Here is a 1,600-nt window from a genome sequence, read left to right as displayed (position 1 = left end):
ATCGACCAGGCCCAGGACGCCGAGCTGGTCATCGGCTACCTGGAAACCGCCATGGAGCGCCTCGTCGGCGCCCTCACCACCGAGGGCGCCGAGCAGCGCCCCGCCCTGGACCTGCCGGTCCTGAGCGACGCTCTGCGCCACCAGGTGCTCGCCGGGTGGAACGAGGTGCCCGCCGAGGAGCCGGTGGAGCGGTGCCTGCACACGTGGTTCGAGGAGACCGCCGCCAGGCGCCCGGACGCGCTGGCGGTCGAGTTCGAGGACCGCCGTCTGTCGTACGGGGAGCTGAACGCGCGGGCGAACCGTCTGGCCCGGCATCTGCGCGGCCTGGGCGTGGGCCCTGACGTGCTGGTCGCGCTCTGCCTGCCGCGCAGCGAGCACCTGGTGGTGGCCGTGCTCGCGGTGCTCAAGGCGGGCGGCGCCTACGTGCCCGTGGACCCCGCGTCCCCGGCGGACCGGCTCGCGCACATCCTGGCGGACAGCGCACCCCGCGTCCTGGTCACGGACGGCGCGCTGCCCGACGGCCTCACCGTCCCGCAGGCCCCGGTCGTCGACGTCCGCGCGGACGCCCACCAGTGGGCCGCCCGCGCCGCCGACGACCTGTCGGTACCGGACCTCACGCCGTCCGCCATGGCGTACGTCATCTACACGTCGGGTTCGACCGGTGTGCCCAAGGGCGTGGTGGTCGAACACCGCAATGTGGTGCGGCTGTTCACGTCGACGCACGACTGGTTCCGCTTCGGTGAGCGCGACGTGTGGGCGCTGTTCCACTCCTTCGCGTTCGACTTCTCCGTGTGGGAGATCTGGGGCGCGCTGCTGCACGGCGGCCGTCTGGTGGTCGTTCCCCAGGCGGTGACGCGCAGCCCGGAGGACTTCTACCGGCTGCTGTGCGAGGCGGGTGTGACGGTCCTCAACCAGACCCCCAGCGCCTTCCGGCAGCTGATCGCCGCACAGGGCGACGACGCGCGCCCCCACGCCCTGCGCACCGTCGTCTTCGGCGGCGAGGCCCTGGAGGTCGCCTCGCTCAAGCCCTGGCTGCGCCGCCCGGTCAACAAGAGCACCCAGCTGGTCAACATGTACGGCATCACCGAGACCACCGTGCACGTCACCTACCACCCGCTCACCGAGGACGACCTCGACCGGCCCGTCAGCCCCATCGGGCGACGCATCCCCGACCTGCGCACCTACGTCCTCGACCCGCACGGCCGCCCCGCGCCCGTCGGCGCCGTGGGGGAGTTGTACGTCGGTGGCGCGGGCGTGGCCCGTGGCTATCTGAACCGGCCGGAGCTGACCGCGGAGCGGTTCCTGGAGGACCCGTTCCGCGAGGAGCCGGGCGCGCGCATGTACCGCTCGGGTGACCTGGCCCGCTGGCTTCCCGACGGCTCCCTCGAATACCTGGGCCGCAACGACGACCAGGTGAAGATCCGCGGCTTCCGGATCGAGCTGGGCGAGATCGAGGCCCGCCTCACCGAACACCCCGCCGTCCAGGACGCCCGCGTCCTGGTGCGCGGCTACGACGACCAGGACCAGCGCCTCGTCGCCTACGTCGTCCCCTCGGCCGAGCACGCGCCGGCCGTACGCGAACTCCTGCGCCTGGAGCGCA

Annotated in this window: 1 pseudogene; it reads left to right on the top strand. The window is 72.9% G+C overall.

The features are described from left to right. Positions 1-51 precede the first annotated feature (51 nt). A pseudogene (locus AC07GB_RS27565) lies at positions 52-1,584 on the top strand (amino acid adenylation domain-containing protein); the annotation flags it as partial. Positions 1,585-1,600 lie beyond the last annotated feature (16 nt).

Source organism: Streptomyces sp. NPDC045778 (assembly GCF_056431945.1).
The sequence above is the reverse complement of the archived record's forward strand: the minus strand, read 5'-3'. Positions and strand labels throughout refer to the sequence as shown.